Genomic DNA, 24,183 nt, shown 5'->3' on the forward strand with positions numbered 1-24,183 from the left:
TCCTTCATTCTAATTCAGTTACTCTTCTCCCAGTGCAACAAAAGCCTTTGTGATATTGGTTTTGGTAATCCTGCCGATGACCTCATAGCCTTCCTCTGTTTTTCTAACAACAGGAAGCGCATCGATTTGTTTTTCTATCAATTTCCTGGCGATATCAATCAGTAAATCATCCCGCTCACACATCGTGATGTTGGGCATCCGAGTCATAATAATATTTACTGGAATCGCAGTCAATTCCTGTTTCCCAATGCTGGCCCGAAGCAGATCCTTTCTTGATAAAACCCCCACTAAATGTGATGTTTGATCCACTACAAATAAAGTGCCAACATCTTCAAGAAACATGGTACATATCGCATCATATACAGAAACACTTTCACTTACCACGACAGGAATGGATTGATATTCTTTCACATAAATTTTTTGTAAATTCTCCGTCAAAAGCTGCGTTCCTGATTTTCCGGTATAAAAATAGCCGACACGGGGCCGTGCATCAAGGAAACCGGCCATTGTCAAGATAGCAAGATCGGGACGTAACGTTGCCCTGGTCAGGTTTAGCTGATCAGCAATTTGCTCCCCGGTTATTGGTCCATTTCCCTTCACAATTTGCAAAATCTGATCTTGGCGTTTAGTCAGTTCGATTGTCCTCACCACCCTTACTAACAAAATTAGGTTATATGTATAATAGGAATATTATATACTAATCCTAATCTAATGGAAATAATTCACCTTATTGCTTCATCCTTTTAGAAAGAGGATGACTCTATTTTTGAGCCATCCTCTAATCATGTTAAAAAGTCATCTTTTCTTGTAAAAATGTAACTAGTTCTGAAATAGGCAGACGGGTTTGTTCCATAGTATCACGGTCCCTTACTGTCACCATATGGTCTTCTTGGGAATCAAAATCATAGGTGATACAATATGGTGTGCCGATTTCATCATTCCGGCGATACCGTTTGCCAATGGAACCAGCCTCATCATAATCCACGTTAAAGTGTTTAGCCAGTTCAGCAAAAACTTCTCGTGCACCTTCGGAAAGCTTTTTGGACAACGGAAGAACAGTCGCTTTATATGGTGCCAACGCGGGATGGAAATGCATGACGGTTCGGGACGTTCCATCTTCCAGCTGTTCCTCGTCATAGGCATCAATTAAGAAAGCTAAAGTTACCCGGTCTGCCCCTAAAGAAGGTTCGATACAGAATGGAATATATCTTTCGTTAGTCTCAGGATCAATATAATGAAAATCTTCGCCAGAGAATTCCATATGCTGCTTCAAATCATAGTCAGTCCGTGAAGCAACCCCCCAAAGCTCACCCCAGCCAAAAGGAAACTTATATTCAAAATCAGTGGTCGCATTGCTGTAATGGGAAAGCTCCTCTTCCGAGTGGTCACGAAGCCTTAGATTTTCATTAGTCATGCCTAATGAAAGCAGCCATTTTTCGGCGAACTGTTTCCAGTAATTGAACCAGGTTAATTCTTCACCAGGTTTACAGAAGAATTCAAGCTCCATTTGTTCAAATTCCCTGGTGCGGAAGGTGAAATTTCCAGGAGTGATTTCATTGCGGAAGCTCTTCCCGATTTGAGCGATACCAAATGGCAGTTTCTTTCTCATGGTCCGCTGAACATTTTTAAAGTTAACGAAAATCCCTTGGGCTGTTTCCGGGCGAAGGAAAATTTCATTCGTGCTCGTTTCGGTAACACCTTGGAAAGTTTTAAACATAAGATTAAACTGACGGATTCCGGTAAAATCATGGCTGCCACAATCAGGGCAGGCAATATTGTGTTCCTTTATTAGTTCTTCCATTTTGGAAAAAGGAAGGCCGTCAACCACCGTTTCAATGCCTTTTTCATCAAGAGCATTTTCAATTAATTTGTCCGCACGATGACGTGACTTACAATTTTTACAGTCAATCATTGGGTCATTGAAGTTTCCGATATGGCCGGATGCTTCCCATGTTCGTGGATTCATCAATATGCTTGCATCCAAGCCCACATTGTATGGTGATTGCTGGACAAATTTTTTCCACCAAGCCTGTTTGATATTATTTTTAAATTCAACCCCTAGAGGGCCGTAGTCCCACGTATTAGCCAAGCCTCCGTATATTTCTGAACCTGGAAAAATAAAACCTCTATGTTTGGCATGGGCGACGATTTGATCCATAGTGACACTCATTTTGTATTTCTCCTTTTTTTAAAAAAATTAGGGTTTGTAAAATTTGTTTGTTGATTTTCGCTCCAATCAACAAGGTTTAAAAAGTTTAAAACAACAAAAAATAAAAAACTCCCATCCCTATGCTTTAAAAAGCATAGGGACGAGAGTTACCCGCGGTTCCACCCTATTTGCTGCCAAAAAACAGCCACCTTAAAAATTACACGATTGCTCAGGAATGCCTTCGTTAGTACTCTATACCCTAGCTTACACCGTCCTAGGTTCGCTTTTATAGAGCAGCTAATTACTACTTTCCCTCAACGCAAATATATAAGTTAAACAAAATATAAACGATAAGCGTAGTCATTGTCAACTAGACAACTATAACATCGGACGAAATTTATCCATCGAATCGAGAAACTTCTTTGTCTTGAGATGAAGTCCAGAATATTCCTCATAATAAGCGGATATTACCTGTTTCAGCTCAGCCTTTGTTTCGTCCTTTACTGAAATGTTCCCTAACCTAGACAAGTCCATATAATAGAATAACCGTAATAACTTTACGGTGGCCGGAGTGATTTTAAAATGGTATGGATCCTTGTCCAAACATCGATGGCAGATGAATCCCCCTTCACGTATGGAAAAAGAAAAATGCCCGTCTGTACTCCCGCAAACGGAACATTGATTGAGCGTGGGATAAAGGCCCATCACATTTAGCATTTTCATCTCATAAATATTCTTAAGCACGTCCGGGTCATAGCCCTCGTTAAGATAATTCAATGTTTGGTATAGCAGTTCAAAATGGAATGGATTTGGCTTCTTCTCCTCCGTGCATTTATCCGTTAATTCGACTATGTAACTCGCATAAGCGGTTAAAAATAAATCCTCCGTAATTGAACGCAACGAGGTGATGATTTCCCCCTGCTGCAAACTGCCCAGTCCGGAACTTCTTTGCACAAGGAAGTCGCCATGTGTAAAAAGCCGGGAAATTGAGGAAAGCCGGCTGTTTGGCTTTTTAGCCCCTCTTGCCATCGCACCAATCTTTCCCCATTCCCTTGTATATATGGTTACAATCTTATTTGTTTCGCCATAATCTGTTGTTCTGATGACTATGCCTTCACATTTTTGAAACATAAGTGGCCACCATCCTAGCGAGTGGAAGGCAAACCTATGAAATAGGAAAATCGATTTCTGCTAGCTCTTCATTCGGACTGCCGGGTATTTCTTGGTTTTCCTTCTCAAGCTCTTTAAAGAGAAGATATGTGTCAATATTACCTGTCCGGGTAAATACTTTCCACGTAAAATCCAACATGAAAACCCCACCTTTTTTAATTTTAGACTAGCGATTAAAACATTCCCATACCTTACAAATTATCATAGCCTGCCTTTGCTAAAATCATGAAACGTAAATTTTGTTAATCCTGTTCATGCATATTTTATAAACAAGACTAATACGCTAATTAAAGTGAGCGGTTAATATTCGTCCTCATTAAAGCCATACTCCCGGAGCTGGGACATCCGGTTCCGCCAATCTTTCTGCACCTTGACCCATAATTCAAGGAAGACCTTTGATCCCAGAAGATTTTCAATATCGGCCCGCGCGCGTTTACCAATTTCTTTTAACATACTTCCTTGCTTTCCGATAATAATTCCCTTTTGTGAATCACGTTCCACAATAATGGTTGCCATGACGTGAATAATATCTTTCCCCTTTTGCCGCTCCATTTTATCGAGCACAACAGCCAAGGAATGCGGGATTTCCTCCCTCGTTAGATGAAGGGCTTTTTCCCTGATTAATTCTGTTATGACAAACCGTTCAGGGTGGTCGGTTATCTGGTCAGTAGGATAGTACTGCGGCCCGGCTGGCAAATACGTTTTAATCTGTTCCAATAGCCGATGAACATTATTTCCTTCAAGTGCCGATATTGGCACAATCTCTTTGAAGGGATATTTTTCTTTATACGTTTCAATAATTGGCAGTAATTCATCCGGATGTATCCGGTCAATTTTATTGATGACCAAAAAGACCGGGGTGTCCGTTTTTTCGAATTTCTCCAGGATAAATTCCTCACCGCGGCCGAATCCTTCCTCGGCATTGACCATAAAAAGAATTAAGTCCACTTCTTTTAGTGTATTTTGGGCTACTTTCATCATAAAGTCGCCTAGTTTGTGTTTAGGTTTATGAATTCCTGGTGTATCTATAAAAATCATCTGTGAATCCGCCAATGTCAGAACACCCTGAATCTTGTTTCGGGTTGTTTGCGGTTTGTCACTCATTATCGCAATTTTTTGGCCAATGACATGATTCAGAAATGTTGACTTTCCCACATTTGGCCGGCCAATGATCGATATAAATCCTGATTTAAAATCCTTCGCTCCGTTAGTATTATTTAGCATGTAAATCCTCCGGAGAAAAAGCACCAGGAAGTAATTCAGCGACCGTAATCTCTTGAATATCCCCTTTTAAATTCGTGAGGACCACTTTCATATCACTGGGGCATAATTCGGAAATAACCTGACGGCATGCGCCACAAGGAGAGCACGGCCGGTCCGTATCAGCTACAACGGCCATCAGTTGAAAATCCCGATCTCCTTCAGAATATGCTTTAAACAGGGCAGTGCGTTCCGCGCAATTGCACATGCTGTATGCGGCATTTTCTATGTTACAGCCATGATATACTTTTCCGTCTTTTGTCAACAAAGCTGCTCCTACTCCAAATTTGGAATAAGGAACATAAGCTTTCTCTCTTGCAAGCTTCGCTTCTTCGATTAATTGTTCGATGTTCACTAGTCTTCTTCCTTTCCAGCAGGAAACTGCTGTGCCTTTATTTTACATCATATTTCCATGAAAATCATTACCCATTATTAAAAAATATAAAAATTTAAAATAGTTGAAATATTCTTAAAAATTTTAAATCCGAGTAATATATGGAGTTTTATTTGCCAGTTAAAATAGTTTGTAAATATACGGAAAAAAAATGATAAGCCCGGTTAAAAGAGAAAGTAAAGCGTATACAAATACTGCCCCTGCCGCAAGGTCCTTCGCTTGTTGTGCAAGCGGGTGGTACTCTGTAGTAACCATATCCACTACGCGTTCAATCGCACTGTTCATTAATTCTAAAGCAAACATGCCGCCTATGGCAAACAGAATGATAATCCACTCCGTCCTGGTAATGGATAAAAAGAAGCCTAGCAGGATAGCTGCAATACCGCTGCATAAATGAAATCTCATATTTCTTTCCTGTTTGACACCTGTAATAATCCCAGTGGCAGCATAGGAGAACGAGTGGAAAAAGCTCCGGGGCTTTTGCTTATCGTTTGAGGCCATATTCATTTAAGATTTCCTTTTGCAACGTAAACATTACTTTTTCATCTTCCTCGTTCATATGGTCATAACCCAGTAGGTGTAAAAATCCGTGTACCGCCAAAAAGCCCAGCTCGCGTAAAAAACTATGACCGTATTCTTCCGCTTGTTCTCTTGCTTTAGGAATAGAGATAATGATATCCCCCAAAATCCGCGGCATATTAGCCCCAATTAATTCCGTTTCTCCTTCCCCCAACTCCTCGAGTGCAAAAGAAATCACATCTGTGGGTGCGTCCTTATCCCTGTATTCCCGGTTAATCTCATGTATTTTTTCGTTGGTCACAAAAGTGATCGATACTTCACTATTCCCAACCTCTTGTTTTTTGGCGGCAAAACTGATCAATCTTTCAATCTCAATAATCTGTTGTTCGGTTAATTCATTTGTTTCGTCGGTTGAATCTATGATTAATGTCATGCCTGTTTCACTACTTTCTTCGTTAATTCTGGATACTCAATTCTTGAATGAAAAATTCCTTTTACTGTCTCACACAATGTATGGGATACCGTTTCAATTTCCCTAATGGTCAGGTCGCATTCGTTCAATTGGCCATCCTGAAGCCGGTCGGCCACAATTTTCTTGACTAGTGACTCAATTAATTCTGGTGTCGGCTGTGATAAAGAACGTACAGCAGCTTCCACGCTATCCGCTATTCCCACAACCGCAGATTCTTTCGACTGCGCCCGTGGCCCAGGGTAGCGAAAATCCTCTTCTTTTGTATCCGGGTCCATTTGCAGTGCCTTATGGTAGAAGAACTTTAGTAAAGTAGTCCCATGATGCTGCTCGGCGATTTCGACAATTTCACGGGGCAAATGGAATTTTTTTAATATCGCCACGCCGTCTGTTACATGGGCAATAATAATCGATGCGCTTTTATCCGGTGGCAGTCGATCATGGGGATTATCATGATGCATTTGGTTTTCTATAAAAAAGTTTGGCCGCTTCGTTTTTCCAATATCATGATAATAACTTCCGACCCTTGCCAAAAGTCCGTTTGCCCCGATTGCTTCACAAGCCGACTCCGCTAGATTTGCCACCATAACACTATGATGATAGGTTCCGGGGGCTTCCATTAAAATTTTTTTTAGAAGCGGATGATTGGGATTCGATAATTCAATAAGTTTCATCGTCGATAATATGCCAAAACTGGCCTCAAAAAACGGTAATAGCCCGATGGTTAAAACGGCTGAACCAACGCCGGAAACCAGCGCTGTTACAACAAAATTACCATATTCCTGGCCAGAATACTGGCCGTTTGGCAAAAATAGCAATACAGCGATGGACAATAGGTTTACAAGCGCGGCAAACAAGCCTGCCTGTAATATCTTTGACCGTTGATTCTGTTTACTTAAAAACAGAATGGCAGCGAGAGCACTGAAGAGAACATAAATCCCTTCTGAAAAATTGAAAGTTCCTGTAACGCCCTCATTAAATAATACACTTCCACACACAGCAAAAACAATGGAGGTTAGTATTGAGAGCTTTTCATCAATTAGGATTTTTATGAGCATCCCGCCCATGGCAGCCGGATAGAGATATCCCAACCAAGAGTATCCCCCCAGTATACTGATCATTTTCATGATGACAATCGAGACAAGAAAAATCATCCCATATAATAATAAATGGGTTTGCCGCTTTTCCGGCGAAGTATTCATCTGATGAAAATAGTGATAGATGGCTGAAAGAACCACCATAATCAAAATCAACAACCCAAAAAAAGGTTTCAAGGATTTGGCATTGCTAATCAATCCGACTAGCTTCAATTGACGATAAATCTCCTGATTAATCAGATCCCCCTGCTCGACAATAATTTGTCCTTGGAGGATTTTTACCGGTTCTACATTTTCTGCCGCTTGCCTGCGCAGTTCTTCGGTTTTGCCTGAATCATAGAACTCATTTTGGACGATGGCATACCTGCCCAATTCAATGGATGCTAGCTTAAGGTTATCATTTAAGGTGGTATACTTTAATTCTTCTTCGACTCTTTTCTTGGCATTTTCTACTTGGTCTGAAGGGATTCTTCTCGTCATGGCATTATTAATCGCCGTAACGGTCAAATCCTTTGCGATTGACAATTCATCGTTACTTGCTTGGACCAATGCAGTAAACACCTGTTCGGGAAGCTGTTTTGAAACCGTATCAGTCAGTTCATCTTTTAGTCTAGCCGCTTTTTCGGAAACGCTCGGTCCTGAGACAAAAGTTTGGTCTCCTTCGAGTAAGCCGCCTTCCTGTTTCTTTAGTTCATCGGCTATTTGATTATTTACTTCAACAGCCGTTTCAAAAATCGAGGAAATTAAATCGACACGATTTTGGGTATATTCATTTTTCAATGTATAAACTGGCTTAACTTGATCGCGTTCCTCCTGACGTTTTGCTTCCGTACTTTGTTTATCTTCTACAGTACCTGGTGAGCGAATGGTCTTTTCTGCAACCGAGAATAAATCCGTATTTAATTTTTCCGGCTTCACATTGCTGAACAAGGCTGCAAATAACACCATTCCCAGCAAGACAAAAAATAGTATTCGAAAGAAAGTGACATCAAGCAATTTTCTGATCCGTATGAAGTTCTGCTGCAGTTTGTCCAACTATATCCCTCCAGCCACAGCCAGTTAATTTCCGCCGCATTCATTAAATGGATTGTAATGGAAATTATGCTTTATGTAAAATAATATCAGTTTTTCTGCTAAGTTTCATCTTGAGCCATGAAGTTTTTCAATAAGTGATTTAAAAGTAAAAAAGGATACCCCGAAAAAAGGCGTATCCTAAGAATGCATCAAGTATTTTGGATGGATAGTTTCTCATATGCCTCGATGATTCTTCCGACTAACGGATGGCGGACTACATCACTCTGTTCAAACTTCACAAAACCAATACCTTTCACGTTCCGCAAGATAACTTCTGCTTCCACCAAACCTGATTTTGCCCCTTTAGGCAAATCAATTTGGGTTTGGTCCCCGGTGATGACCATTTTGGAGCCATAACCAAGTCTGGTGAGAAACATTTTCATCTGCTTATTGGTCGTATTTTGGGCTTCATCCAGAATAACGAAGGCATCCTCTAGAGTACGCCCTCTCATGTAGGCAAGCGGGGCAATTTCAATCGTCCCGCGTTCAATTAACCGTTGGGTATGCTCGACTCCTAAAACATCGTGTAACGCATCATACAGTGGCCTTAAATAAGGGTCCACCTTTTCCTTAAGATCACCCGGCAAAAATCCAAGACTTTCCCCAGCTTCCACCGCCGGCCTCGTTAAAATAATGCGATTGACCTCGCCATTTTTAAGGGCATTGACCGCCATCACTACCGCAAGATAGGTTTTACCGGTGCCTGCCGGTCCAATACCAAAGACTAAATCATTTTTACGGATGGCCATGATATACTGTCTTTGTCCCATTGTTTTGACGCGAATAGTTTTACCCTTGACCGTTTTACCGATTTCCTCATCATACAGATTGACAAAATACTCCAGCGTCCCTTTTTGCGCCATTTGGACGGCATACAAGACGTCTGTTTGACTGATGTTGATTCCTTTGCGGATTACAATCATCAGCTGATTAATCACTTCACCGGCTAAAGCGGTTTTTTCCGCATCTCCTGAAAGGCTGACAGATTCTCCTCTAGTGATAATGGAAACGCCTAACTCCTGCTCGATTATTTTTAGATTTTGATCTGAATTTCCCAGCAAAGCGATAGCCTCCGTGGGATTTTCAAGCTGTACATTGATCGTGGTTAACTTTACTGTCATTCCTGAGTCTCCTCGGATATTGGTAGTCCAACTGCAATATTTTCGATAATCTTAAAATGGATATCTAGTATAACCTTACCATTTTCTACAGCTTTGTGTAAAATTTTTTCATCTTTTATTATAGCATCTTCATCTAATCGGCTTTTTATTTCCTTTTTCGCCAATTCGAGTGCAATTTGTTCCGCTTCTTGCTCAGAGTAAGTACGTGTAAATTCTTCCCGTTCTCTAATGGTTTTTTTTACATACGTAACAGGCAGTTCCCATTTCAAAAAGTGGAGCCTATGGTCGTCCACTTCCGTCTCGTATTCTTTATATTCCGGTTTGCCAAATCCCCATATCGGAAGTTCCAGTTTCCAAAATCGAATCGAGTGCTTAATCGTCTCATTGCCCTTAAATACCTTAAAATTTGTTTTAAAGGGCAGTTCCACATGACTCTTATACCATGTCTCCCCCCAAACCTCACCTTTTGCGGCGACCATCTTTGGATTTTGTCCATCTTGTCCGATTTGGCCAGATACTAATAATTGTCCCTGCTCTACATGGTCATTTTTATCAACCATCAATTGCCCGTCTTCAATATAGTGTTTAACAATAACGGCTTTTTTCTTAGCGACAAGATTTTGCGGAGCCAATTGTTCTGGCTTTTTCGGCTCATTTTTTTCAACCACTTGAAGATGATAGGTTGTCCCGTTTAACTCCACCCCAACCCATGTAAGATCGCCGATGTTATTGGTTAACTGGCGCTGAATTCCCTCCACATTTTCAACGGAAAATTGAAGCTTCCCGATCTTAACCCCCATCTTGTCCAATTCTTTGCGGATTTTATATTCCGTTTCAGGCTTTGCCCCTTTAATTTCAATACCCCAGATTACGTTAGATAAAAGAAAAATAATCACCAGGAAAATAGCAGCTCCTGCAATAAAGCCGCTATTTTTTAGCATTCGTAAAGACAAAAACGGGACTCCATTTCTTTGCAGGAACGTCAGTTTCAAACCGCTGTTTCGAATGTAAGGCCTGATTTTCTTTGCGTCATCTAATCTCATTCTAAACGTAATCGTCTCTGTACCGTGGCGTTTCACATTCCAAAGATGATATCCGTTTCGAATCAAAACATTGATAAACCGCTCTGTCCCTTTCCCTGTTATCTTAACGGTCACATTGCCAAAGATAAATTCCATCCACTGGTTCTTCATTCTGATCCTCCTGGGTTTTCAGTTAAATAGATGACCTGATCAATTTTTCCTTCAAGTAATATCTCTTCGGGTAAAATGGTTTTGATTACAAAGGATTTGCCTTTTATCAGCAGTTGTCCCTGTTTTAACAACAGGCGGAGTTCTTTATCGGTGAACGCCAGCAATCCCCGGTGATTTTCTATGTAAATATGGATTTGTCCAATCATCGTAATGCGGGGTAAATCCATGATGACATCTTGAGGAAGATCCATTTTTTTCGTCATCCAATGACGTATTCGCTGGCCCCATTTTTTTGCCATTAAAAAAGAACCCCCTTTCATCTCATGTTTATGAAATGAAACAGGGTTCTAGCACTTTTTTTTAAGAACAGCCATTGGAAGTCCAATATGGAAAAAGACCACAGGAAAGGTCTCCTGTGGTCTTGGTGTCAGAATACTATGAAAGGTGTTGTTGTACAAATTTATTAACAAGTGACCCGTCTGCCCGGCCTTTTACCTTAGGCATGACAGCAGACATCACTTTTCCCATATCCGCTTTTGATGTTGCACCGACTTCAGAGATGGTTTGTTTTACAATTTCCGCGAGTTCGTCCTCGGAAAGCTGTTTTGGCATATACAGCTCAACGATGGCAATCTCTATACGCAGTTTTTCAACCAGATCATCACGACCGGCTTTATCAAACTCATGGAGGGAGTCTTTGCGTTGTTTTAATTCGCGAGAAAGGACCGTCAACTCATCCTGTTCGGACAGCTCTTTAACGCCGAGCTTAATTGCTTCATTTTGCATAGAAGCCTTAATCATCCGAATCACAGACAGTTTGTCTTTTTCCTTATTTTTCATCGCTTGTTTCATGTCATTATTTAAACGCTCTAGAAGACTCATGTGTGTTACACCCTCTTAATACTAATACTTACGTTTTCTTGCTGCTTCAGACTTTTTCTTACGTTTTACACTTGGTTTTTCGTAGAATTCGCGCTTTCTAGCCTCTTGCAAAGTACCTGTTTTTGATACAGAACGTTTGAAGCGACGAAGAGCATCTTCAAGCGATTCGTTTTTACGAACGACGGTTTTAGACATCCTCTTTCCCTCCCTCCGAAACACAACACACTTACATCAATCCATGTACCATGCAATTATAATATAACCTTGAAACAAGGTCAACTGAAATTAACAGTTACACTATTGAGAAATGACTTTTTTATGCATAAAATTTACGATTATTTTTAACTTGTCTGATTTTCCCAATGAAATGGCATGTCCCCTCCATGCCGGCCATACAATGAAGAAGGGGGTGCCTAGTGACATGCTATATGCACTATTATTTGTACTTTGTATTTTATTATTTATTTTTGGAATGACAATTATCAGGTTTGGACTATTTAATTTGTCCGCGAAAAATTTGAAAACCTGGCTGATTAAGTTAACGGATACTCCATTAAAAGGAATGCTGACCGGAACTTTTATTACAGCCCTTTTGCAGAGCAGCTCCGCGGTTATGGTGATAACTATTGGCCTGATTTCTGCAAGAATCATGACATTTCCTCAATCCATTGGCATTATTCTTGGAACCAATATCGGGACTACTTTCAAAACCGAATTAATTACATTTAATATAGATATTGTCCTTGTCCCGTTTGCCGTTATCGGAGCATTGTTCATCATAATGCCAAATCGAACAATCAGAAGTACCGGTATGCTTTTGTTAGGAATCGCCTCCGTTTTCACAGCCATGAAAGGGTTTGAGTTATTGGCGGAGCCACTTACCTCCATGGCAGTCATCCATCGATTTATTTTAAGTATTAATGACAATATTCTCATGAGCCTTGTAACGGGTGCGATAATTACGGCCATTATACAGTCGAGTACGGCAATGACAGGGATTGCGATGGGGTTTTTAATGGCAGGGCTGCTGCAGCTCGAGGCAGGGATTGCAATTGTCCTGGGGGCCAACATAGGGACATGCATTACCGCAGTCATTGCCTCCATTGGGGGCGGCCGGGAATCCAAGTTAGCGGCATTCGCGCACGTCTGGTTAAACGTGTTGGGAGTTTTACTGTTTATCCCGCTTATTCCTTTCTTGACGGAAAATGCACCATTATTGGCTGACAGCGTCAATGTTCAATTGGCCCATATCAGTGTGATTTTCAACGTGGTTTCTTCACTGGCAGTACTGCCTTTCGCCACGAAATTTGGGGAAATGATATTGTTTTTGCATGATAGAAAACCAAAGCCGAAACAAACATGATAAGATCGGAAACGTCCGTCGATGAAGTTCAAATAAGTGCCACATTAGGAACAAACCGTTCTTCATTTGCCCGATGAAAGACATTTCATCTTGATATTTTCTACAAAATGTCCTTCATAAACTAATAAAAAAGGGCCGGAAACGGCCCTTTTTTATACTGCAGCTTGTTTATTTGTAATCGTAGAATGCTCTACCACACGGACAAATTGTCCCTCATTAAATGGGTAACCTGGTTTGGTTATTTTTACTTTAACTAACTGGCCAAACATGTCTTCCGTTCCCTCGAAAACAACTCTGAGGTAATTATCCGTATAGCCCTCAACCAAACCGGAATTCGGATCTTCGCGGAATTTTTCCTCTGGGATGACTTCTAAAACTTCCCCTTCAAATTGCGATGCGTACTCTTTAGCCAGCTGATCGGATAAGGTGATTAAACGGTGTACGCGTTCATTCTTGACTTCCTCATCAACTTGGTCTTCCATTCTTGCAGCAGGAGTACCCGTACGCTTTGAGTATGGGAACACATGAAGCTCTGAAAACTTATGTTCTTTAATAAAGTTATAGGTTTCCATGAATTCTTCTTCTGTTTCACCTGGGAACCCGACGATAACATCAGATGTAACCGCAAGGCCAGGCAAGACTTCTTTCAGGCGCTCCAGACGCTCAGCAAAGAACTCCATAGTATATTTACGGCGCATCCGTTTTAAAACAGTGTTTGAGCCGGATTGGATTGGAATATGCAAGTGACGTACCACAATTTTTGAATTGTTAATGACCTCAATGACTTCATCGCTAATTTGGCTGGCTTCAATGGAAGAGATTCTCAACCGTTCGATACCATTTACCTGCGCTTCTAAATCACGCAACAGCGAGGCAAGATTATAGTCTTTCATGTCCTCTCCATAACCGCCAGTATGGATACCGGTTAACACAATCTCCTTATACCCCGCATCGACCAACTGTTGAGCTTGGTGGATGACTTCTTGCGGATCACGCGATCTCATTAACCCCCGCGCCCAAGGAATAATGCAAAATGTGCAGAAGTTATTGCAGCCTTCTTGAATTTTCAGGGAAGCCCGCGTCCTGTCTGTAAAGGAAGGAACATCCAATTCCTCATAAACACGGTTCTTCATGATATTGCCCACGCCATTAATTGGCTGGCGTTCCCGCTTATATTGCTCGATATAATTCAGCATTTTTACGCGATCCTGTGTACCGACCACAATATCGACACCAGGGATCGCCATAATTTCTGCAGGAGAGGTTTGGGCATAGCATCCTGTCACACAAATGACCGCATCAGGGTTTTTCCGTACGGCACGGCGAATCACCTGGCGGCTTTTTTTATCGCCAGTGTTTGTCACCGTACAAGTATTAATAACGTATACATCTGAAGTGGCTTCAAAATCTACACGATCGTAGCCCTCTTGTTTAAATAATTGCCAGATGGCTTCAGTTTCATAGTGGTTTACCTTGCATCCAAGTGTATGAAACGCAACTGTTGGCATAAAATAGTTCACCTCAATAATTCAAAATGATAGGAAACAGCAGCAAGTGAATATAATGGAGCGGTTTCCGTTCGTAATATGCGCGGTCCGAGTCCGCAAAGTTGAAATCCGTTATCCTTTAAAGTACGGACTTCCTGGTCCGCTAATCCGCCTTCGGGGCCAAAAACAATAAGAAGAGAATCACCATTTTTCATTTTCTGTAAAGTTGAAGAAAAAACAGAAACCTCACCATTTCTGCTTTCATCCTCAAAAGCGGCTAATTTATAATCAAATTCGTTACTTTTCGCTAACAATTCATGGAAACTCAATGGCTGGATAATTTCAGGAACTTTTATGCGATGAGACTGTTCGGCTGCCTCTTTGGCGATTTTTTGCCAGCGTTCCAGTTTCTTTCCTGCCTTTTTTCCATCCCATTTCACAACGGACCTTGCCGCGGAGAATGGAATAAACTGATTTGCACCCAGTTCGGTGCCTTTTTGTATAATCCATTCCAACTTATCCCCTTTAGGAAGTCCGCTGGCAATTGTAACTGAAATGGGGAGCTCTGAATGACCTTCGTTCCATTGTACAACGTCTGCAACGACTCTTTCATCGGTAATTTCTGTAAGCCGGCAAACAGCCTGGTTACCTTCTGGGTCGACACAGATGATTTGATCACCGATTTCCATCCGCATCACTTTTACGATATGATGGCGGTCTTCTCCTTCAATATAGAAATGCTGATCGCTTGCCCTGTGGTTAACAAAGTAGCGTTGCACACGATGCACCCTTTCTAATAAAACATTTTACTCCCTACTAAAAGTAAGTCGTATTTTCAAAGATAAACACAGTAAAAAAAGGGGTATTCCCCTTTTTCATCAGATTATACCTTTTTCGCAATTAATGCAACCCAGTCTTCCATGGCAATGGTCTCAACGAGTTCAAACCCGACTTCTGATAAAGCTTGTTTTACCTGTTCCTTTTTTTGCTGGATAATACCAGAGGCAATGAAGTGGCCCCCAGGCTTAATTACGCGGGCCGCATCTTCAGTAAACCGAACAATGACCTCCGCTAATATATTAGCCACAATTAAGTCAGCCGATTTTTCCTGAACCCCGTCTAAAAGATTGTTCTGTCCAATGGTCACTCGATCATGGACCTTATTGAGCTTAATATTCAATCTCGCCTGTGTGACAGCCACTTCATCCAAGTCAAATGCCCTGACATCCTCTGCCCCGAGCATGGCAGCCGCTATGCTCAATACACCAGAACCGGTTCCCACATCAATGACCCGGTCGCCTTGCTGGACTGTTCGCTCCAATGCTTGGATGCACATGACAGTGGTTGGGTGGGTACCAGTTCCAAATGCCATGCCTGGGTCCAGTTCAATAATTAATTCATCACTGCTTACGGGTTCATAAATCTCCCATGTTGGGACGATTGTAAATCGCTTGGAAATTTTTACGGGATGATAGTATTTCTTCCAGGCGGTAGCCCATTCTTCCTCATGGACCTCACTAATAGTCACTTGATTAAGTCCAATATCAATATTATAAAGAATCAAGTTATTTATCGATTCCTTAATAGCTTCAACCGTTTCTCCTAAAAAACTGTTAATCGGTAAATAGGCTTTAACGATTACACCCTCTTCTGGATAGTCATCTGGATTGAGTTGGTAGATTTCCCCGAATTGATCTTGCCTTTCCTTTGTCAACTCAAATGGATCTTCAATCACAACCCCGCTCGCTCCGGCCTCGTGCAAAATATTAGAAATAGGTTCGATCGCTTCGTTTGTTGTGTGGATACTAATTTCCGACCACTTCATTTTCTGCCAACTCCAATCCTTACTCGCCTTTAAAGGCACGTTTAAATTTAGAGAAAAGGGTTTCCTCATGTTCGCCCATAGGTGCAGACCCACTCAGTTCAGCAAACTCTTTTAACAGTTGCTTTTGCTTTTCCGAAAGCTTTGTCGGTGTGACGATCTGGACAGTGACATATTGATCGCCAATACCAAATCCACGGACATTCGGTACCCCTTTTTCTTTCAACCGGAACTTTTTGCCGGTTTGGGTGCCCGCAGGAATTTTCAATTTCACTTTTCCATGGAGCGTTGGAACTTCAATCTCATCCCCTAAAGCTGCCTGAACAAAGGTGATAGGGGTTTCACAATAAATGTCATCGTCCACTCTTTGGAAGAATTCATGAGGGCGGACGTGGAACACAATATAAAGATCTCCGGCTGGTCCGCCATTAATACCCGCTTCTCCTTTGCCAGACATTCTTAGCTGCTGGCCGTCATCTATACCGGCAGGAATTTTCACTTGAATTTTGTTGCGTTTTTTCACTCTGCCAGAACCGGCGCATGTGGAGCATTTTTGTTTAATTTCTTTTCCGGTACCATTACAAACATGACATGTTCGCCGATTCACAATCCTGCCAAATGGAGTATTTTGCTCAACGCTTACTTGTCCAGAACCTTGACAGTGACGGCAGGTTTCCGCCTTTGTTCCCGGCTTGGCACCAGAGCCATGGCAAGTTGAACATGTTTCTTCCCTTGGTATTTCGATTTCAGCTTCTTTTCCAAAGGCTGCTTCCTCAAAGGAAATTGTCATATTGTATTGTAAATCCGCTCCTTGTCTAGGCGCGTTTGGATCTCTTCTCCGCGAACCGCCACCGCCGCCGCCAAAAAAAGTATTGAAGATATCTTCGAATCCGCCAAAGCCGCCAAAATCACCACCGCCGCCGCCGAAACCGCCAAAACCTTGGTTCGGATCCGTATGGCCGAATTGGTCATAGTGTGCTTTCTTCTGGTCATCACTTAACACTTCGTATGCTTCCGCGATTTCCTTGAATTTTTCGGCAGCATCCGGTTCTTTATTGATATCCGGATGATATTTTTTTGACAGCTTGCGATAAGCCTTTTTTATTTCATCCTTTGAGGCGCTTTTGCTGACACCCAACACCTCATAGTAATCTCGTTTACTCATGATTACCACTCCCGAATCTGTCACATAAAAGTTATTTTAACACCCTAAAGAAGCAGAACGCAATAAAAACTATCTCGTCAAAGAAAAAGCCAAAGCCTTGTATGTTGACTTTGACCTTTCCTGAATTTATATGTGGTAGTGATTATTTATCGTCTTTTACTTCTTCAAACTCAGCATCAATGACATCGTCATCTTTTTTTGCGGAACCTTGAGGGTCTGTACCGCCTTGCTGTGCTTGCTGTGCTTGGGCTGCTTGCTCATACAGTTTAACAGTCAACGCTTGAACGATTTCTTGTAGAGCATCTTTTTTCGCACGCATTTCATTTAAATCATTGCTCTCAATCGCTTTTTTAAAAGCATCCTTCGCTTCGTTAGCTTTCGCCACTTCAGCAGCATCTACCTTACCTTCAAGGTCTTTTAAAGTTTTCTCAGTCGTAAATACTAGCTGGTCAGCCTCATTTCGGAGCTCGGCTTCTTCTTTGCGATTCTTATCCGCTTCAGCGTTTTCTTCTGCTTCCCTTACCATTTTTTGAATCTCTTCATCTGAAAGTCCAGTTGAGGATTTAATGGTAATTTGTTGTTCTTTGTTTGTGCCAAGGTCTTTCGCACGAACATTCACTATTCCGTTCTTATCTATATCGAAAGTTACTTCGATTTGTGGAATACCGCGTGGTGCAGGCGGAATGTCGGACAATTGGAAACGTCCCAATGTTTTATTATCGGCTGCCATTGGGCGCTCACCTTGAAGGACATGGATATCAACCGCCGTTTGGCTATCGGCTGCAGTTGAGAAAATCTGAGATTTAGATGTTGGGATGGTGGTATTCCGATCAATTAACTTCGTAAATACGCCGCCCATTGTTTCAATTCCAAGTGATAGAGGAGTTACGTCAAGAAGTACAACATCCTTAACATCTCCAGTGATCACGCCGCCTTGAATAGCTGCACCCATTGCAACAACTTCATCCGGATTAACACCGCGGTGCGGCTCTTGGCCAGTTGCCTTTTTTATAGCCTCTTGTACGGCTGGAATACGAGTGGAACCACCGACAAGAATAACTTTATCAATTTCGGAAGAGGATAACCCGGCATCACTTAATGCTTGGCGAACAGGACCCATTGTCCGTTCAACAAGGTGAGCGGTTAACTCATCAAATTTTGCTCTAGTCATGGTAACATCCAAATGAAGCGGGCCTGCAGGGCCTGCTGTGATGAATGGTAAAGAAATTTGGGTAGATGTTACCCCAGAAAGGTCCTTTTTCGCTTTTTCAGCCGCATCCTTTAACCGCTGCAATGCCATTTTATCTTGCGAAAGGTCAACACCGTTGTCTTTTTTGAATTGTTCAACTAAATAATCGATGATGACTTGGTCAAAATCATCTCCACCGAGACGATTATCCCCGGCAGTTGCTTTAACTTCAAATACACCGTCACCCAGTTCAAGAATGGATACGTCAAAGGTACCGCCGCCAAGGTCATAAACTAGAATGGTTTGGTCTTGATCCGTTTTATCTAAACCGTATGCTAATGCTGCAGCAGTTGGCTCATTGATAATACGTTCAACTTCAAGACCGGCAATTTTACCAGCGTCTTTCGTTGCTTGGCGTTCAGCATCATTAAAATATGCTGGAACAGTAATAACTGCTTTTGTCACAGTTTCGCCTAGATAGTCCTCAGCATAGGATTTTAAATATTGCAGGATAATAGCCGAAATTTCTTGTGGCGTATATTGTTTCCCCTCAATTTCCTCCTTATGGTTTGTTCCCATATGACGTTTGATGGAGATGATTGTATTTGGGTTCGTAATGGCTTGGCGCTTAGCCACTTCCCCCACCTGGCGTTCCCCATTTTTAAAGGCAACAACAGATGGAGTAGTGCGATTTCCTTCTGGATTAGGAATAACCTTAGGTTCGCCGCCTTCTAGTACAGCTACACAAGAGTTCGTTGTCCCTAGGTCAATACCGATTATCTTACTCATTGACTTATTCCTCCTTAAACATTATGTAAACTATTGATTTACTTTCACCATCGCAGGACGAATTACTCGATCCTTTAGCAGGTAACCCTTTTGGAATTCTTCAATTACTACATTGGAACCATAGTTAGGGTCCTCACCTTGCATGACCGCTTGATGCTGGTGGGGATTAAATTCTTTTCCAACAGCTTCAATTGATTCCACGCCTTCTTTTTTCAGTGCATCGGCAAGGCTACGGTAAACCATTTCCATTCCTTGTAACAGTGATTTTGCCTGTTCATTGTCAGCCTCAATTTGCAAGGCTCTTTCGAAGTTATCCATTGCAGGCAATAAATCTGTTACAAGTTTTTGGGCTCTATATTTTTCGCTCGCTTCCTGATCTAACCTTGTTCGGCGGCGGAAATTATCAAAATCAGCTTGGAGGCGCAAATTCCGGTTTTCGGCTTCTTCTAGTTTTTGGTTCAAAGCTTGGATTTGCTCCTGTAATTCTTGGATGGCATCGGTTTGGGCAGCTTCTTGATTTTCTTCAACCGCTTCGGCAGATGAAATGTCATCTAGGTTTGTTTCAGCAGCTCGGTCTTCAGTAAGCTCACCAGTGCTATTTATTGTTTCTTCTTCGACGCTGGCAGTATTATTCTGTTCTTCAGTCAACTTACTCACCTCCTCAAAATGAATCAACCATTAATAACATATAAAAATAGCAAGCGGGGTGAAATCGGGGGTTCACCCTTACTAAATATGGCCAGTGCTATTTATATTAATACCGCTTTGTTAAAACGGAACTCAAATCACGGCTTAAAAGTTTAAGCAAACCAATAACCCGTGAATACTCCATCCTTGTCGGACCCAGAATGGCAATTGTCCCCAACTTTTCCGATCCTGCAGAATATGTTGCGGTTATTAAACTGCAATTTTCCATGATGCTGTTTTGAATTTCGCTGCCAATCTTCACATGTATCCCGGCCGAATTGCTCCGAATCATATCAGTAATCCATTCTTCGTGATCAATGATGGTTAACAGGTTTCGCACTTTTGTAATATCATGGAATTCCGGCTGACTTAACATATTCGTCTTTCCGGCAAAAAATAGTTTCTCTGTGTTCGGAATTTTAACGGTTTCCGCAATAGAATGAAGAAGCCAATCATAATTGTTAATATGTTGCTTAAGCAGTGAAGCCACTTCTTTGTAAATATTATCATGCAGTTCATCAAGTGGAACCCCATTCAACCGCTCATTCAGGATGTTTACCATTTTTTCCAAATCACTAGAGTTAATCGAACCCGGCAGAGAAAAGGTTCTGTTTTCCACATGACCAGAATCTGTCACTAGGATTGCCACAGCTGTTTCTTTATTTAAAGGAATAATTTGGATCCTTTTTAATTTATTCACACTGACTGCGGGTCCAAGAACAATAGACGTATAGTTGGTTAGCTCAGACAATATTTTTGCCGACCTTTGAATGATTTTTTCAAATTCAAAAATCTTTTCAGCAAATATGGATTGGATAATTTTAATATCCTGCTGGTCTAACGCCTGAGGCGAAAGCAAATGGTCTACGTAATAGCGATAACCCTTTTCAGATGGCACTCGCCCTGAAGAGGTATGGGTCTTTTCTATAAACCCCATCTCTTCCAAGTCAGCCATTTCGTTGCGGATTGTTGCCGAACTTAGGGAGATTTCCCCCTTTTTCGACAAACTTCTAGAGCCGACTGGTTGTGCAGATCGAATAAAATCATCCACTATTACTTGAAGAATTAATAATTGACGATCTGTTAACAACATTCATCACCTCTGTTAGCACTCAATGTTACCGAGTGCTAATTATATTAATAAATTATCAAAAAGGGGGGTTGCTGTCAATCATAAAAGCCTAGGAAAACAAGTTACAACACAATGTCCTGCTTATTTAACCCGGGGGCTAAATTGCGCCGATAAATGCCTGAAAAACTTCATTTCCTAACAGCTTTCCCGTTTTAGTTAAATATATATTGTCATCAGAAACTTCTATCCATTGTTTTCCGGTCAGTTCATTAATTTCTTTATGGAATAACAACAACGGGTCTTTTGAAAATTTTTCTTGAAAATGCGAAATGGAAACACCCTTGGCTTTTCGCAATCCCAAGAACATTTCTTCTTCCATTTGCTCTGTCAATGTAACTTGGTGTTCTTCCAGTATGGGAAGACTTCCATGGTTTACTCGCTCGATATACCTGTTGACGGGCCCGATATTGGAACGTCTGATTCCATCCACATAACCATGGGCACCTGCTCCAAATCCATAATACCACTCGTTATTCCAATACGTTAAATTATGGCGGCTTTCATAACCAGGCTTGGCAAAGTTACTGATTTCATATTGCCAGAATCCGTGTTTTTCCATTTCCTCCATTAACATTTCATACATTTGGGCTTCGATATCCTCACCAGGGGTCAGAAGAGATCCTTTTCTCATTAAATTATAAAAAACGGTCTTGGGCTCAATAATTAATGAGTACGCTGAATAGTGGGGGATGTCTAACGAAAAGGCTATTTCTAATGACTCCTTAAAATCTGCAATAGTCTGTGTCGGGAGGCTAAAGATTAAATCAATGCTGATATTTTCAAAGCCTAGCTGTTTGGCTGATTCAATTGTATGATAAACATCCTTTGCGCGATGGACCCGGCCGATTTTTTTCAGCAGTTCATCATTGAAAGTTTGAACCCCAAGGCTGATTCTGTTTACGCCAGCCTCTTTTAATATTTGCAACTTTTCTTTTGATAAATCTCCGGGATTTGCTTCAAAGGTAAATTCCATTCGAGGCCCTGCCGGCAAGTTTTGACGTATGGTTTCGCAGAACCGGTACAATTGCTTTTCATTTAAGGAAGTTGGCGTCCCTCCGCCAACAAAAATGGTGTCCAACTGCTTCGTTGGACGTCTCTCTAAGGTCAACTTTATTTCCTGCTCCAGGGCCGACAAGTAATCATCCACTGGCTGTCCTTTAAGAAATACTTTATTAAAATCACAATAATGACAAATATGTTCGCAAAATGGAATATGCAGATATGTTGCTTTCACCATTGATTAACACCTTCTTTTCCAAGTAACAAAAAGAGGCAGGAATCGCCTGGTTTTTAGGCTTCTCCTTACCTCCCCGCTGCATTTATTTTTTCGTATTGTTGTCATCCATTCTTAATACTGCCATAAATGCTTCCTGCGGCACCTCAACAGAGCCGACTTGCTTCATGCGTTTTTTACCTTCTTTTTGCTTTTCCAACAGTTTGCGTTTACGGGAAATATCTCCGCCATAACATTTAGCCAATACGTTTTTGCGCATCGCTTTAATAGTCGAACGGGCTACAATCTTTTGACCAATGGCCGCTTGTATAGGCACTTCAAATTGCTGGCGCGGGATTAATTCTTTGAGTTTTTCTACAATCACTTTTCCCCGGTCATAAGCAAAATCCTTATGGACTATAAAGCTTAAGGCATCTACTTTTTCAGCGTTTAATAAAATGTCCATTTTCACAAGGCTGGATGGTTTATATCCAATCAATTCGTAATCAAAGGAGGCATATCCTCTGGTGCTGGATTTCAACTGGTCAAAGAAGTCATAGACAATTTCCGCCAAAGGTATTTCATAGACAATGCTGACGCGATTTTCACCTTGGTATTGCATGTCGATAAAAATTCCCCGCTTATTCTGGCAAAGCTCCATGATCGCCCCAACATAGTCATTTGGCGCCATCATCGCAGCTTTTACATATGGTTCTTCCACACGGTCAATTTTGACCGGTTCGGGCATATCAGAAGGGTTATCGACATGGATTAATGTACCATCCGTCATGTAAACCTGATAGATAACACTTGGGGCTGTTGTAATTAAGTCAATCTTAAATTCACGTTCAATCCGTTCCTGAATGATTTCCATATGGAGCAAGCCTAAGAATCCGCAACGGAAACCAAAGCCAAGCGCCTGTGATGTTTCCGGTTCAAATTGCAAGGCAGAATCGTTTAATTGCAGTTTTTCCAAAGCTTCACGAAGATCATTAAATTTGGCTGTATCAATCGGATACATTCCGCAGTAAACCATTGGGTTTAATTTACGGTACCCTGGAAGCGGTTCAGTGGCCCCGTTTTTTGCATTAGTGATCGTATCACCAACACGGGTATCACCGACATTTTTAATCGACGCAGTCAAGAATCCAACATCCCCGACAGAAAGCTCGTCACGAAGGACTGCTTTAGGGGTAAATACCCCTACTTCATTGACTTCGAATTCTGCTCCGGTTGCCATCATCTTAATTTTATCACCGACTTTAACCGTTCCTTCGACGACACGAATATAGGCAACGACGCCGCGATAGGCATCATAAAGGGAGTCAAAGATTAACGCCTTTAATGATCCTTCCGGATTACCAGTAGGTGCAGGTACTTTTTCTACAATCTGTTCGAGAATTTCCTCAATGCCAATTCCCGCTTTTGCAGAAGCTAGAACCGCCTCGGATGCATCCAGCCCGATAACTTCTTCAATTTCGTTGCGAACCCGTTCCGGGTCAGCACTTGGCAGGTCGATTTTGTTGATGACCGGCAAAATTTCCAAATCATTATCGAGCGCCAGATAAACGTTTGCCAAAGTTTGGGCTTCAATGCCTTGGGCGGCGTCAACGACCAATATCGCACCCTCACAAGCAGCAAGACTGCGAGAAACCTCATAAGTAAAATCGACATGTCCAGGTGTATCGATCAAGTGGTAGATATACTCTTCTCCATCTTTTGCCCTATATTTTAATTCGACGGCATTTAATTTAATCGTAATGCCGCGTTCTCTTTCAAGGTCCATGGAATCAAGCAATTGGTCCTTCATTTCGCGGGACGACAACGCATTTGTTTTCTCTAATATCCGGTCAGCCAAAGTGGACTTTCCGTGGTCAATATGGGCAATAATCGAAAAGTTCCTGATTTTCGACTGCCGTTTTAATCTTTCTTCTCTATTCATGTCGTTCACTCCTACTAAACTTCACACACGTAAACTATTCTTGATTATATCAGCAGGATATATAAG

At 41.5% G+C, this 24,183-nt stretch carries 24 protein-coding genes; 1 reads left to right on the forward strand and 23 read right to left on the reverse strand.

What is annotated here, in order from left to right:
* Positions 1–18: 18 nt before the first annotated feature.
* The 14 genes from ACY8D0_RS20045 to rpsU form a co-directional block, all read right to left on the reverse strand.
* Entirely contained in the window at positions 19–651 is a 633-nt protein-coding gene (locus ACY8D0_RS20045; protein ID WP_462412251.1) for a transcriptional regulator CcpN, read from the reverse strand.
* 136 nt (positions 652–787) lie between these two features.
* Positions 788–2,170 carry a glycine--tRNA ligase gene (locus ACY8D0_RS20050; protein ID WP_462412252.1) on the reverse strand — a complete coding sequence of 461 codons (1,383 nt, stop codon included), beginning with the start codon at positions 2,168–2,170 and terminating at the stop codon, positions 788–790.
* A gap of 357 nt (positions 2,171–2,527) precedes the next feature.
* A complete protein-coding gene (gene recO, locus ACY8D0_RS20055; RefSeq protein ID WP_462412253.1) occupies positions 2,528–3,280 on the reverse strand; it encodes a DNA repair protein RecO in 753 nt (250 codons plus the stop codon).
* Positions 3,281–3,314: 34 nt separating this feature from the next.
* Positions 3,315–3,458 (reverse strand): YqzL family protein, encoded by a 144-nt coding sequence (locus ACY8D0_RS20060; protein WP_462412254.1) that lies wholly within the window; start codon positions 3,456–3,458, stop codon positions 3,315–3,317.
* 161 nt (positions 3,459–3,619) lie between these two features.
* Entirely contained in the window at positions 3,620–4,543 is a 924-nt protein-coding gene (era, locus tag ACY8D0_RS20065; RefSeq protein ID WP_462412255.1) for a GTPase Era, read from the reverse strand.
* A complete protein-coding gene (locus tag ACY8D0_RS20070) occupies positions 4,533–4,934 on the reverse strand; it encodes a cytidine deaminase (protein WP_462412256.1) in 402 nt (133 codons plus the stop codon). The genes era and ACY8D0_RS20070 overlap by 11 nt, the downstream gene beginning before the upstream one ends.
* 159 nt (positions 4,935–5,093) lie before the next feature.
* On the reverse strand, positions 5,094–5,480 hold the full coding sequence (locus ACY8D0_RS20075; RefSeq protein WP_462412257.1) for a diacylglycerol kinase family protein: 387 nt from the start codon (positions 5,478–5,480) through the stop codon (positions 5,094–5,096).
* Positions 5,458–5,925 carry an rRNA maturation RNase YbeY gene (ybeY, locus tag ACY8D0_RS20080; RefSeq protein WP_462412258.1) on the reverse strand — a complete coding sequence of 156 codons (468 nt, stop codon included), beginning with the start codon at positions 5,923–5,925 and terminating at the stop codon, positions 5,458–5,460. Before ybeY ends, ACY8D0_RS20075 begins: the two co-directional genes overlap by 23 nt.
* Positions 5,922–8,093, reverse strand: a complete 2,172-nt coding sequence (locus ACY8D0_RS20085; protein WP_462412259.1) for an HD family phosphohydrolase — start codon at positions 8,091–8,093, stop codon at positions 5,922–5,924. Before ACY8D0_RS20085 ends, ybeY begins: the two co-directional genes overlap by 4 nt.
* Before the next feature lie 188 nt (positions 8,094–8,281).
* Complete coding sequence (locus tag ACY8D0_RS20090) at positions 8,282–9,253, reverse strand: PhoH family protein (RefSeq protein ID WP_462412260.1); 972 nt, start codon at positions 9,251–9,253, stop codon at positions 8,282–8,284.
* Positions 9,250–10,446: a sporulation protein YqfD gene (gene yqfD, locus ACY8D0_RS20095; protein ID WP_462412261.1), complete on the reverse strand. Its 1,197-nt coding sequence runs from the start codon at positions 10,444–10,446 to the stop codon at positions 9,250–9,252. Before yqfD ends, ACY8D0_RS20090 begins: the two co-directional genes overlap by 4 nt.
* Positions 10,443–10,745 carry a sporulation protein YqfC gene (gene yqfC / locus ACY8D0_RS20100; RefSeq protein WP_462412262.1) on the reverse strand — a complete coding sequence of 101 codons (303 nt, stop codon included), beginning with the start codon at positions 10,743–10,745 and terminating at the stop codon, positions 10,443–10,445. The genes yqfD and yqfC overlap by 4 nt, the downstream gene beginning before the upstream one ends.
* A 136-nt stretch (positions 10,746–10,881) precedes the next feature.
* Positions 10,882–11,328, reverse strand: a complete 447-nt coding sequence (locus tag ACY8D0_RS20105) for a GatB/YqeY domain-containing protein (RefSeq protein ID WP_462412263.1) — start codon at positions 11,326–11,328, stop codon at positions 10,882–10,884.
* Positions 11,329–11,349: 21 nt separating this feature from the next.
* Positions 11,350–11,523 (reverse strand): 30S ribosomal protein S21, encoded by a 174-nt coding sequence (rpsU, locus tag ACY8D0_RS20110; protein WP_042458546.1) that lies wholly within the window; start codon positions 11,521–11,523, stop codon positions 11,350–11,352.
* Positions 11,524–11,749: 226 nt separating this feature from the next.
* Between rpsU and ACY8D0_RS20115 the strand changes: the two genes are divergently transcribed.
* A complete protein-coding gene (locus tag ACY8D0_RS20115) occupies positions 11,750–12,691 on the forward strand; it encodes a Na/Pi symporter (RefSeq protein ID WP_462412264.1) in 942 nt (313 codons plus the stop codon).
* 152 nt (positions 12,692–12,843) lie between these two features.
* Here ACY8D0_RS20115 and mtaB read toward each other — a convergent pair whose 3' ends face one another.
* The 9 genes from mtaB to lepA form a co-directional block, all read right to left on the reverse strand.
* Positions 12,844–14,199 (reverse strand): tRNA (N(6)-L-threonylcarbamoyladenosine(37)-C(2))-methylthiotransferase MtaB, encoded by a 1,356-nt coding sequence (gene mtaB, locus ACY8D0_RS20120; protein WP_462412265.1) that lies wholly within the window; start codon positions 14,197–14,199, stop codon positions 12,844–12,846.
* Positions 14,200–14,207: 8 nt separating this feature from the next.
* Positions 14,208–14,957: a 16S rRNA (uracil(1498)-N(3))-methyltransferase gene (locus ACY8D0_RS20125; RefSeq protein ID WP_462412266.1), complete on the reverse strand. Its 750-nt coding sequence runs from the start codon at positions 14,955–14,957 to the stop codon at positions 14,208–14,210.
* Positions 14,958–15,061: 104 nt separating this feature from the next.
* Complete coding sequence (gene prmA, locus ACY8D0_RS20130; RefSeq protein WP_462412267.1) at positions 15,062–16,003, reverse strand: 50S ribosomal protein L11 methyltransferase; 942 nt, start codon at positions 16,001–16,003, stop codon at positions 15,062–15,064.
* Between the two features lie 19 nt (positions 16,004–16,022).
* Entirely contained in the window at positions 16,023–17,165 is a 1,143-nt protein-coding gene (gene dnaJ / locus ACY8D0_RS20135; protein WP_462412268.1) for a molecular chaperone DnaJ, read from the reverse strand.
* Positions 17,166–17,307: 142 nt separating this feature from the next.
* Positions 17,308–19,143 carry a molecular chaperone DnaK gene (dnaK, locus tag ACY8D0_RS20140; protein WP_462412269.1) on the reverse strand — a complete coding sequence of 612 codons (1,836 nt, stop codon included), beginning with the start codon at positions 19,141–19,143 and terminating at the stop codon, positions 17,308–17,310.
* Between the two features lie 30 nt (positions 19,144–19,173).
* A complete protein-coding gene (grpE, locus tag ACY8D0_RS20145; protein WP_462412270.1) occupies positions 19,174–19,791 on the reverse strand; it encodes a nucleotide exchange factor GrpE in 618 nt (205 codons plus the stop codon).
* A gap of 106 nt (positions 19,792–19,897) precedes the next feature.
* A complete protein-coding gene (hrcA, locus tag ACY8D0_RS20150; protein ID WP_462412525.1) occupies positions 19,898–20,920 on the reverse strand; it encodes a heat-inducible transcriptional repressor HrcA in 1,023 nt (340 codons plus the stop codon).
* 139 nt (positions 20,921–21,059) lie between these two features.
* Positions 21,060–22,199 (reverse strand): radical SAM family heme chaperone HemW, encoded by a 1,140-nt coding sequence (gene hemW / locus ACY8D0_RS20155; RefSeq protein ID WP_462412271.1) that lies wholly within the window; start codon positions 22,197–22,199, stop codon positions 21,060–21,062.
* A gap of 82 nt (positions 22,200–22,281) precedes the next feature.
* Positions 22,282–24,117, reverse strand: coding sequence for a translation elongation factor 4 (gene lepA, locus ACY8D0_RS20160; RefSeq protein ID WP_462412272.1), 1,836 nt, complete (start codon positions 24,115–24,117; stop codon positions 22,282–22,284).
* Between the last annotated feature and the right edge of the window lie 66 nt (positions 24,118–24,183).

This window comes from Neobacillus camarae, from assembly GCF_054950115.1.

Coding starts and splice junctions, on each gene's coding strand:
- ACY8D0_RS20050 (WP_462412252.1), bottom strand. CDS start 2,170: ATGAGTGTCACTATGGATCAAATCGTCGCCCATGCCAAACATAGAGGT.
- recO (WP_462412253.1), bottom strand. CDS start 3,280: ATGTTTCAAAAATGTGAAGGCATAGTCATCAGAACAACAGATTATGGC.
- ACY8D0_RS20060 (WP_462412254.1), bottom strand. CDS start 3,458: ATGTTGGATTTTACGTGGAAAGTATTTACCCGGACAGGTAATATTGAC.
- era (WP_462412255.1), bottom strand. CDS start 4,543: ATGCTAAATAATACTAACGGAGCGAAGGATTTTAAATCAGGATTTATA.
- ACY8D0_RS20075 (WP_462412257.1), bottom strand. CDS start 5,480: ATGAATATGGCCTCAAACGATAAGCAAAAGCCCCGGAGCTTTTTCCAC.
- ybeY (WP_462412258.1), bottom strand. CDS start 5,925: ATGACATTAATCATAGATTCAACCGACGAAACAAATGAATTAACCGAA.
- ACY8D0_RS20090 (WP_462412260.1), bottom strand. CDS start 9,253: ATGACAGTAAAGTTAACCACGATCAATGTACAGCTTGAAAATCCCACG.
- yqfD (WP_462412261.1), bottom strand. CDS start 10,446: ATGAAGAACCAGTGGATGGAATTTATCTTTGGCAATGTGACCGTTAAG.
- yqfC (WP_462412262.1), bottom strand. CDS start 10,745: ATGGCAAAAAAATGGGGCCAGCGAATACGTCATTGGATGACGAAAAAA.
- ACY8D0_RS20105 (WP_462412263.1), bottom strand. CDS start 11,328: ATGAGTCTTCTAGAGCGTTTAAATAATGACATGAAACAAGCGATGAAA.
- rpsU (WP_042458546.1), bottom strand. CDS start 11,523: ATGTCTAAAACCGTCGTTCGTAAAAACGAATCGCTTGAAGATGCTCTT.
- ACY8D0_RS20115 (WP_462412264.1), top strand. CDS start 11,750: ATGCTATATGCACTATTATTTGTACTTTGTATTTTATTATTTATTTTT.
- mtaB (WP_462412265.1), bottom strand. CDS start 14,199: ATGCCAACAGTTGCGTTTCATACACTTGGATGCAAGGTAAACCACTAT.
- prmA (WP_462412267.1), bottom strand. CDS start 16,003: ATGAAGTGGTCGGAAATTAGTATCCACACAACAAACGAAGCGATCGAA.
- dnaJ (WP_462412268.1), bottom strand. CDS start 17,165: ATGAGTAAACGAGATTACTATGAGGTGTTGGGTGTCAGCAAAAGCGCC.
- dnaK (WP_462412269.1), bottom strand. CDS start 19,143: ATGAGTAAGATAATCGGTATTGACCTAGGGACAACGAACTCTTGTGTA.
- hemW (WP_462412271.1), bottom strand. CDS start 22,199: ATGGTGAAAGCAACATATCTGCATATTCCATTTTGCGAACATATTTGT.
- lepA (WP_462412272.1), bottom strand. CDS start 24,117: ATGAATAGAGAAGAAAGATTAAAACGGCAGTCGAAAATCAGGAACTTT.